Annotated in this window: 9 protein-coding genes; 4 read left to right on the top strand and 5 right to left on the bottom strand. The window is 46.7% G+C overall.

What is annotated here, in order from left to right; all coding sequences use genetic code 11:
• Nucleotides 1-893: 893 nt before the first annotated feature.
• The 4 genes from RIM23_RS19670 to RIM23_RS19655 all read right to left on the bottom strand — a co-directional run bounded on the left by RIM23_RS19670 (nt 894) and on the right by RIM23_RS19655 (nt 4,272).
• On the bottom strand, nt 894-1,298 hold the full coding sequence (locus RIM23_RS19670; RefSeq protein WP_446368815.1) for a hypothetical protein: 405 nt from the start codon (nt 1,296-1,298) through the stop codon (nt 894-896).
• Nucleotides 1,299-1,468: 170 nt separating this feature from the next.
• Nucleotides 1,469-1,843, bottom strand: a complete 375-nt coding sequence (locus RIM23_RS19665) for a hypothetical protein (protein ID WP_446368814.1) — start codon at nt 1,841-1,843, stop codon at nt 1,469-1,471.
• A gap of 74 nt (nt 1,844-1,917) precedes the next feature.
• Entirely contained in the window at nt 1,918-2,184 is a 267-nt protein-coding gene (locus tag RIM23_RS19660) for a hypothetical protein (RefSeq protein ID WP_446368813.1), read from the bottom strand.
• 318 nt (nt 2,185-2,502) lie between these two features.
• Entirely contained in the window at nt 2,503-4,272 is a 1,770-nt protein-coding gene (locus RIM23_RS19655; RefSeq protein ID WP_446368812.1) for a mechanosensitive ion channel domain-containing protein, read from the bottom strand.
• 294 nt (nt 4,273-4,566) lie between these two features.
• Here RIM23_RS19655 and RIM23_RS19650 point away from each other — a divergent pair, with 294 nt between their 5' ends.
• The gene (locus RIM23_RS19650; RefSeq protein WP_446368811.1) at nt 4,567-5,619 is read left to right on the top strand and encodes a TIGR00341 family protein; all 1,053 of its coding nucleotides are present in this window, start codon (nt 4,567-4,569) and stop codon (nt 5,617-5,619) included.
• A gap of 101 nt (nt 5,620-5,720) precedes the next feature.
• Here the strand turns inward: RIM23_RS19650 and RIM23_RS19645 are convergent, their stop codons facing one another.
• A complete protein-coding gene (locus RIM23_RS19645) occupies nt 5,721-6,071 on the bottom strand; it encodes a hypothetical protein (protein WP_446368810.1) in 351 nt (116 codons plus the stop codon).
• Between the two features lie 276 nt (nt 6,072-6,347).
• Here RIM23_RS19645 and ahcY point away from each other — a divergent pair, with 276 nt between their 5' ends.
• From ahcY to RIM23_RS19630, 3 genes are all read left to right on the top strand, one after another.
• Nucleotides 6,348-7,625: an adenosylhomocysteinase gene (ahcY, locus tag RIM23_RS19640; RefSeq protein ID WP_446359174.1), complete on the top strand. Its 1,278-nt coding sequence runs from the start codon at nt 6,348-6,350 to the stop codon at nt 7,623-7,625.
• Nucleotides 7,626-7,777: 152 nt separating this feature from the next.
• Nucleotides 7,778-8,398, top strand: a complete 621-nt coding sequence (locus tag RIM23_RS19635) for an exopolysaccharide biosynthesis protein (RefSeq protein ID WP_446368809.1) — start codon at nt 7,778-7,780, stop codon at nt 8,396-8,398.
• Nucleotides 8,399-8,454: 56 nt separating this feature from the next.
• Nucleotides 8,455-9,114: a Uma2 family endonuclease gene (locus RIM23_RS19630; RefSeq protein WP_446368808.1), complete on the top strand. Its 660-nt coding sequence runs from the start codon at nt 8,455-8,457 to the stop codon at nt 9,112-9,114.
• The last annotated feature ends 228 nt before the right edge of the window (nt 9,115-9,342 follow it).

Here is a 9,342-nt window from a genome sequence, read left to right as displayed (position 1 = left end):
AGGGAGAGTTGTAGGTTGGGTTGACGCAGGAAACCCAACAAGATTAAGGGCTCGCATCCCTGACTACGAACCTGAATCAGGGCGGGTTTTGTTGTTGGGTTATCGGTGGGGAGGGCGGGTTTTGTTGTTGGGTTATCGGTGAATATTTGAATTTAGTCCCTAAACCCGCCCCTACAATTGTGCCTAAACCCGCCCCTACAATTGTGCCTAAACCCGCCCCTACAATTGTGCCTAAACCCGCCCCTACAATTGTCCCTAAACCTGGCGTGTTCTTGCGCTTGGCGTTCTTGTTCTCTTTGGGCAGCTTCCTGTCGGGCTAAGGCTTCTTGCAATTGGCGACTTTGCTCATTTTCAGTAGCTTGCCACATACTGCTGCGTTCCTTGATCAAAGAGTCTATCTGCTTCTGCTTTTGCTATTCGGCGATACTCCTTCTGCCATTTTTTAGCCATATTTCTCGACCCATCACGCCTTACGGGGTTTGCTGTCTCCGGTTATCTCCCCTTTTTAGCATAGTCAGCATTCGAGCTTTTTGTGAGTGGAGTCTATCCGTATTTTTAGGATTTGTACCCAATCCCAGTTTTCTACTCAGTTTCTCCCGATGTTCCAAGCGAATGCCTCTAGGATATTTCTATTGGCTATCCAAAAAAGGGGACGTTCAAGAGATTTATCGTGAGAAAATATAAGAAAAAGACCCACTGGAGGTCGTGGGTCGTCTAGTCTAGTGCAACGCCTTTATACTACCGACTTTAAAATGGGGGAGTATTGGTCTAGCTCACAGTATCCTAGTGATTTTAAAGTGACGGGAGTGCGATCGCGATATCACAGAACCTGCTCCCTCATTCCCCTGACTGCTGTGTTAACGTTACGTTTACTGGCATTGGGATACACCGAATTAAGGAGAGCGATCGCCGTAAACCTGTTCAAAGTGAGCATCAATCGGTTCGCAAAAACTAGGTACACCTTGGTTGAGAGCAGACATCAGGACAGGTGTTGCTAGAATCGCGGGAAGTAGGGGAGTCTGTGCTAAGTATTCAATCACCTGAGTATAAGAGCCATCGAGCAAATCTTGGCGAAATTCCGGCTTACAAATAACCGCACGGCATTTTTTGGCTAAATCGTCTAACCATCGAGCATTGTCGCTTTGGGGTTGTTGTCCGGCTCGAATCGCTAGTGCGATCGCGGCGTCTTCTAAATCCCCCTCGCAATCCTCAATCGCATCAAGCGCTTGCATCGCTTCGGGGTTATGGGAAAGCTGAGAGCGGAATCGGGCAATTTCTTGAGAGGTCACAATAGTCATAGTTTCTTTTGGGCAACTTACCCAGCCTGGAACACGGTTTGCCAACTATAACCATTTTCGTCTATTGCACCGTTGAACTACCATCAGTAGGGAACCCTTCATCAAGAGTCCCCTACTATGCAGTGTCTGCGCCTAAGTCATGAGGGAAGAGGGGGATCAAGGCTGGTGTACTATGACACGCCGAGCAACAGATCACCAATATCTGAACCATTAAGCTGGCGGGCGATTGCCAGTCGAGCTTCCAGTTTGGCAACACTGAACTGATTCCGCAAGTATTCCAAGTTAGCCACAGCATTCGCCTTTTGATTGGTTAACCGCATTACGGTGTTAAGGGCGTGCTGATATTCCAAATTCACCTCTAGTAGCTCAAATCGACGGCCCTTGCGTTGTGATTCATTTTTTAACTCAGAATCAAAGGCAATTTGCTTATCAATACTGGCTTCTAGGCGATGAATATTAAGTTGCACCGCCTGAATTTGCGAGTCCAAATCATTAACGGTTTGAGCGGCTTGTGCGATCGCGGCGGGGTACTGACTCATGTTCATCTTAAATCTTCCTGTATGAAAGTATCAATCTGGACAATCCTTTATCCGGTTATCCAAGCTAGACAGTTAACCGACTAAGCCACCCATTCCGAAGCTTGGGACTTGACTGTCTTGGTGTCTCCATCCATGGAATTCCTCTGAGGCTGAGGATTGGGGGCTTTCTCTAAAAGGTTGACTTCAATATTCACCTCCACCAAATACGATCCAGGTTCGTCCCCCACCGCTTGGGCGATTAAACTGGCAAAATCCGGGCGTTCTGCGGTGATCGGGTGGCGTAGGATGCGCTGTTCCCACTCGTACTCGGCGTTGGGGTTGATACTGAGAATGTAATGCTTAATCATGGCAAAAATCTTGAATGCTATCGGGCGTTAGGCGTTAACCGAGTAGAATCTTTGATAACTCCATTATAGTACATTTGTACTTAATTGACCAGGAGTTTCGGGAAGTGGGGTTGTAGGGGCGGGTTTTACTGATAAAGTTTCTCCCAAAACCAATAACGTCACTAAACCCGCCCTTATGGGGGTGCAAGGAAAAGATTAAACCTGATTGTTCCTTGTTTTAAAACGAATTTGGTATTTATAGAAAAAATAAAAGACGTAGCATGGCTACGTCTCTTATGATTTATTTTGACAGCTAACTGGGGTTAGGGAATTGATGCTCTAGTCAATCTCAGCATACTTCGGCTGACTGTCATGATGACTATTACCATTCGAGTGACCATTCGACAACGATTGCATCGGTAAGGTGTTATTAAACCAGAGCGCTTGCTGAGGCAATGATAGCAGGATTCCCGCTTCATCAAATGCCGCTTTTAGACGACGGCGAAACTCTCGCGCCACTTCCCATTGTTTTAGAGGCTGGGTTTTAATCCAAACACGAATAATAAAACCGCGATCGCCAAAGTCATCCACCCCTAAAATATCGGGTTGATCCAGGATACGCTCCCGCCACATTTGGGTCATAACCATCTCATGAGCCACATGTCTGACCAACTCCAATGCTTTATCAACATCGGCTTGATAGGTAACGGGAATATTTAAATCTGCCCGTGACCAATTACTCGAAAGATTCGCCACAATTCTAACTTCACCGTTGGGAACCGTAATTAATCGCCCCTCAGCATCCCGCAACTGAGTAATCCGGAGGTTGATTTTTTCCACAAACCCGCCAACATCTCCCACGCCAATCACGTCACCAACGGCATACTGATCTTCTAGGAGAATGAAGAAGCCATTGATGGCATCTTTGATCAAGTTTTGCGATGCCAAAGACAAGCCTAAACCAATGATCCCAGCACCAGCTAACAGCGGACCAATGTCAATTCCAATTGCCGCTAGCGCCACTAAAAGTCCGATCGCACTAAAACTCAAGGTGATAATATTTTTGGTTACCCCAGAAACCGTTGACACGCGCAACTGCGCTCGCTGAGCGCCTTCGGGCGTCAGTAAATGAGTTCTAGCAATGGCAGAGGAGAAGCGATCAGTTAAGGCATAAGATAAACGGATGATCACGTAACTTCCCAAGCCGACAATACCCACGCGCACGGGAATCCGGAAGCTGGAAATAATTAAAACCTGTATGAATCGCGTGTAAGGAAATAGAGTCAAAATGAATAGACTTCCCCCTACCCAAATAACGCCTTGAGTCACTTGCAACAGGCGATGTAAAACCTCTTTGACATTTCGCTGTTGATTTTGGGTCAGTTGAGTGGATATTGGCTCAGTATTCGACGATTCGGAAGGCTCTAACAGTTGTTTGGATCGTTTTAAGCGACGTTCCCAACGATAAATGAGTAAACTGGCAATAATCATGCCTACGCCAGTACCAACGGCAATTTTAATTCTAGTCCTCAAAAATTCGGGTTGTCGTTCCTGTTTTGCCGTTTTAAGTCCTTGTTCAAGTTGTTCGATAATTTGGTTGGCTCTCTCGTCTATCTGCTCTATAGTCAATCCTTTAAGAGCTGCATCTTGATCGGTAACGGTCATCAAGCGTACTTCTTTGAACGGATCACCTTCCTCATCTAGAAGAGAGATATAAATCTCGCGTAAATTACTTTCGTCCTCTGCTTCTTCTTGGCGAATCTCTAATTCAGCGTTCTCGTTTTTAAAGTAAGTACGGCTGATATCCTGTAATCGTTGTTCAATTTCTTGAATGCGTTGGGGTAAGGTGATTGGTGGTTCTTCTGTTCCCTCTGTTCCCTCTGCTTCCCCAGCCTTATTGGGGAGTGACTCCGACTTCTTCCCCGCAATCTCGAATAAACAGCCACCGTCGAGTCGAACACAACCTGAATCAGGGGTATCCTCTGATTGCTGCTTGAGGGGATTAGTGACATCGGGGAAACTGGGTACCGATATCTGAGCCTGAACCGGAGAGATCACCCAACCCGCTAATGCTACTGATCCGGCAATGGTCCAAGCTGAAATTCGCATTTTCTTCATCTTGCTTCTTCTCCCGTTACTTTTCTTAACAATTAAGTATATAGACTAAAAAAAAAATTAACAGGAGCCAATTCGGGGCAAAACGGGCAAAAAGACTTTGTTTAAGCCGGATACCCAGTCCTGATCAAAAAAAGTTATGGCATTTGAGCTAATCAAAAGCAAAAATTAACAATCGCAATTTTCGAGTTATCCTCTATCTGAGGAGATAATTATAGGGAAGTCTCTCAATCCGCACGAAATCCATCAAACCTCTATTTCATTGAATTGATGCGCCGATATATACTCATGCTCAATCGGCTTTTACCCAAAGCCGTGACCGAAGATGTATTTAAGCAACTTCACCAAGAGTTGTCAATCGATGCGAGTTGGACGATTAACTATGTTGTCCTCACGATTAGTTCTTGTCTGATTGCCACATTTGGTTTGATTAGCAATAGTACAGCTGTCATCATTGGCGCGATGATCGTTGCTCCGTTGATGCTGCCCTTACGGGGATTAGCGTTTGGGGCTTTGGAGGGGGACTTAAAGTTATTTCGCAAAGCCTTAGGCGCGATCGCAGGTGCGACGATCTTAGCATTAGTTCTCTCGTGGCTGACGGGACGGATTGCTGGGATTCCTGAATATGGTTCAGAAGTGCTTTCTCGCACCCAGCCGAATTTAGTAGACTTGGGGATCGCGGTGGTAGCAGGCGGGATCAGTAGTTTTGCCAAGATTCGCGCCCGTATCAGCGATGCCTTAGCTGGGGTGGCGATCGCGGTTGCCCTAATGCCACCCTTATGTGTGGTCGGACTGTCGCTGTCTCAGGGAATTTGGTCGTTTAGCTTAGGTGCATTTTTACTGTATGTAACCAATCTTCTCGGTATTACCTTAGCCTGTATGCTGGTGTTTATCGTCGCCGGTTACACCAAAATCAATCACGCCTTAGGCTGGACATTTGGCTTCACTGCCCTCCTCTTCCTGCCGTTAGGTGTCAGTTTTTGGGAATTAGCCAGGCAAGTGCGACTGCAAGCCACGATTAATAATACCCTGGTACGGCGAACGATTACCATCGGTCAGCCAGAGGTACAACTGATTAGAACCAAAGTGAATTGGACAGCCACGCCACCCATCGTCTATCTCACGGTGCAGACGGATCAAGAAATCACGCCTAAGCAGGTGCGGTTAGTTCAGGAGTTTATCTCCAAAGAAATGAAACACCCCTATCAGCTTGTTTTTAACGTCAGTGAGATCAAACAAGTTACCGCCGAAGAACCTTCAGAACCCCCAGAACCTGTACCTCCCTTATTACCCCCCGCCCAAGCCCCTGTCCTCCACCAGCCACCCAGAAGCCAATTGTAGGGGCGGGTTTAGGCACAATTGTAGGGGCGGGTTTAGGCACAATTGTAGGGGCGGGTTTAGGCACAATTGTAGGGGCGGGTTTAGGGACTAAATTCAGATATTCACAGATAACGGAAAAACAAAACCCGCCCTTCCCACAGATAACGGAAAAACAAAACCCGCCCTTCCCACAGATAACGGAAAAACAAAACCCGCCCTTCCCACAGATAACGGAACAATAAAACCCGCCCTTCCCACAGATAACGGAACAACAAAACCCGCCCTTCCCACAGATAACGGAACAACAAAACCCGCCCTTCCCACAGATAACGGAAAAACAAAACCCGCCCTTCCCACAGATAACGGAAAAACAAAACCCGCCCTTCCCACAGATAACGGAACAACAAAACCCGCCCTTCCCACAGATAACGGAACAACAAAACCCGCCCTTCCCACACATATCGGAACAACAAAACAAGAACTTAACACCAAAAACCCAAATGTGAGGAGGGTGCTAACGCTTCACCTTGGAGCTGGAAAAGAACGCAAAGTTGGAGCAGCGGCTGCGCCATAAATAGGGAATCTGTAGGGGCGGGTTTAGGGACTAAATTCAGATATTCACAGATAACGGAAAAACAAAACCCGCCCTTCCCACAGATAACGGAAAAACAAAACCCGCCCTTCCCACAGATAACGGAACTAAGTTAGTTAAGATGGCAATACAAATTTAGATAACATAAACCAAATCCATGACAGCAACATCTACTGCGCTCAAACACGAAGTCAAAGACCTATCCCTAGCGCCTTTAGGCAAACAGCGCATCGAATGGGCTGGACGAGAAATGCCCGTTTTGCGGCAAATTCAGGAGCGTTTTGCCCAAAATAAACCTCTGGCAGGGATTCGCCTAGTCGCCTGCTGCCACGTTACCACAGAAACCGCCCATTTAGCGATCGCGCTGAAAAATGCTGGGGCTGACTCGCTGCTGATTGCCAGTAATCCCCTGTCTACTCAGGATGATGTCGCCGCTAGTTTAGTCGCCGATTACGGTATTCCTGTCTTTGCCATCAAAGGCGAAGATAACGCCACCTACAACCGCCACGTTCAAATTGCCCTAGATCACAAACCCAATCTGATCATCGATGATGGGAGCGATGTCACGGCGACTCTGGTTAAGGAACGGCAACACCAGATTGGTGATATTATCGGCACAACCGAAGAAACCACCACAGGAATTGTCCGGTTGCAGGCAATGTTCAAAGAGGGGGTTCTCACCTTCCCCGCCATGAACGTTAACGACGCCGATACTAAGCACTTCTTTGATAACCGCTACGGTACAGGACAATCCACCCTAGATGGTATTATCCGCGCCACCAACATCCTGCTAGCCGGGAAAACTATTGTAGTTGCGGGTTATGGTTGGTGTGGCAAAGGTGCCGCGATGCGGGCGCGAGGGATGGGCGCGAATGTGATTGTTACTGAAATTGACCCGATTAAGGCGATTGAAGCCGTCATGGATGGCTTCCGGGTAATGCCCATGATTGAAGCCGCATCCCACGGCGATGTATTTATCACCGTTACCGGGAATAAGCACGTCATTCGCCAAGAACATTTTGAGGTGATGAAAGACGGCGCAATGGTTTGTAACTCCGGTCACTTTGATATTGAAATTGACCTGAAAACCTTGGCAGATCTATCAACAGAATATCGCCAAGTCCGCAACTTTACTCAACAGTATTTCCTGAAAAACGGTAAATCTGTCATCGTGTTGGGTGAAGGGCGTTTAATTAACCTGGCTGCAGCCGAAGGACACCCCAGCGCCGTGATGGATATGAGCTTTGCTAACCAAGCCTTGGCGTGCGAATATCTGGTGCAGAATAAGGGTAAACTAGAACCCGGTCTACATTCGATTCCGACTGAGATTGATAAGGAAATTGGACGGCTGAAGTTGCAGGCAATGGGCATTTCAATTGATACATTAACCACTGAGCAAGTTGAGTACATGAACTCTTGGACATCAGGAACCTAGTCCTGAATTTTTCGGGTGTGGTATCATTTTTGACTCGATCCCCATCCCCAACTTGATCTTCCCAACTCGATCCCCGATTTCTTCAAGAAGTCGGGGATCTCCAGAAGTCGGGGAGCTAATTCATTTTTATAGTGTCAAAGGGTTTCAGTAAAATGGCTCGACTTTCGGTGGAATTGCAGCGTTATTTTTTTGAAGAAGATCGACAGCCCCAGGTGAAACTAGCGGATATCCTTTCTTTCGCCGGGGAGCGAATTTTTGGGTTTTTGTTTGTTATCCTTTCCCTTCCCTCGGCTTTACCTGTTCCAGCACCAGGTTATTCGATCCCCTTTGGCATTGTCATGCTGATTTTAGCCGTTCAGCTTATCGCTGGCGCAAAACGTCCCTGGTTACCCCAGAAAATCATGAATGGCAGGATGAAACTGGAAACAATACAGAAACTTGTCAAAAGCGGGATTCCTTGGTTAAGACGGATTGAAGCGATCGCGCGTCCACGTCTACCTTATATCTGTACCAGTTTACCCGGTCGTGTCGTGATTGGGGTGGCGATCGCGCTGATGTCTATCTCGATGATGATTCCCATTCCCGGAACCAATACCTTACCCGCGATGGGTATTTTTGTCACGGGCTTCGGCTTAATTGAAGATGATGGGGCAATTACCTTAGGCGGATTAGTTGTGTGTTTACTGGGCGGAATTCTCTCAACTTCTATTTTACTCGCCGTTTGGTTTGGGGGGACAAGTTTGCTGGATTGGATTAAAGATGTTTTGCGTTAAACAATGCCAGCTAAAATAAATAAAAATGCAATTTCCTGTCCTACCTTTAACGCGCTATGTCCCAAATTCAAGAACTCGCTCCTTCCCAAGATATCTCACAAGATGTTATCTTTCCCCCTGGTGACCTCTATAGTGATGAACCCCCCTTGGAAACTGAACTGCATCTAGAACAAATCTTACTTCTGCTCAAATGTCTTAAGTGGCTATGGCGAGATAGAAATGATTTCTACGTCGCTGGCAACCTTACCATCTATTACAGTCCCCGTCAACGCAAATCGGAACACTTCCGAGGACCTGACTTTTTTGTCGTGCTAGACACTGAACGGAAAACTCGGAAAAGCTGGGTAGTCTGGGATGAAGATGGCAAATATCCAAATGTGATTATTGAAATACTTTCTCCTAAAACGGCTGATACTGACAAAGGATTTAAGAAAAAACTCTATCAAGATACCTTTCGTACCCCTGATTACTTTTGGTTTGATCCAAATACATTAGAATTTGTTGGATTTCATTTAGTGGATGGAGACTATCAACCCTTAGAAGGGAATTCTCAAGGACAATTGTGGAGTCAGCAGCTTGGTTTGTTTCTAGGAATTCATCAGAATCAGCTACGTTTTTTTACCCCAGAAGGCAAACTCGTACCGACACCAGAAGAAGTTGCCGAACGCTACGCCGCCAAACTGCGAGAATTAAACATTGATCCCGAAACCCTTTAAGTAGAGTCTGCTGTTGGGAGTTGTGAGGTGAGCAGGGGATGGGGAGACGCAGAAAGTGTATACCTGTTTTGCGGCTTTCGTCGTTTGTATAGCAACCGCCATAGCTGTTAGGACACATCATTTATGTAGAGACGCGCCATTATGTAGAGACGCGCCATTATGTAGAGACGCGCCATTATGTAGAGACGCGCCATTATGTAGAGACGCGCCATTATGTAGAGACGCGCC

It is taken from the genome of Coleofasciculus sp. G3-WIS-01 (assembly GCF_040223135.1).
Taxonomy (GTDB): domain Bacteria; phylum Cyanobacteriota; class Cyanobacteriia; order Cyanobacteriales; family Coleofasciculaceae; genus Coleofasciculus.
The sequence above is the reverse complement of the archived record's forward strand: the minus strand, read 5'-3'. Positions and strand labels throughout refer to the sequence as shown.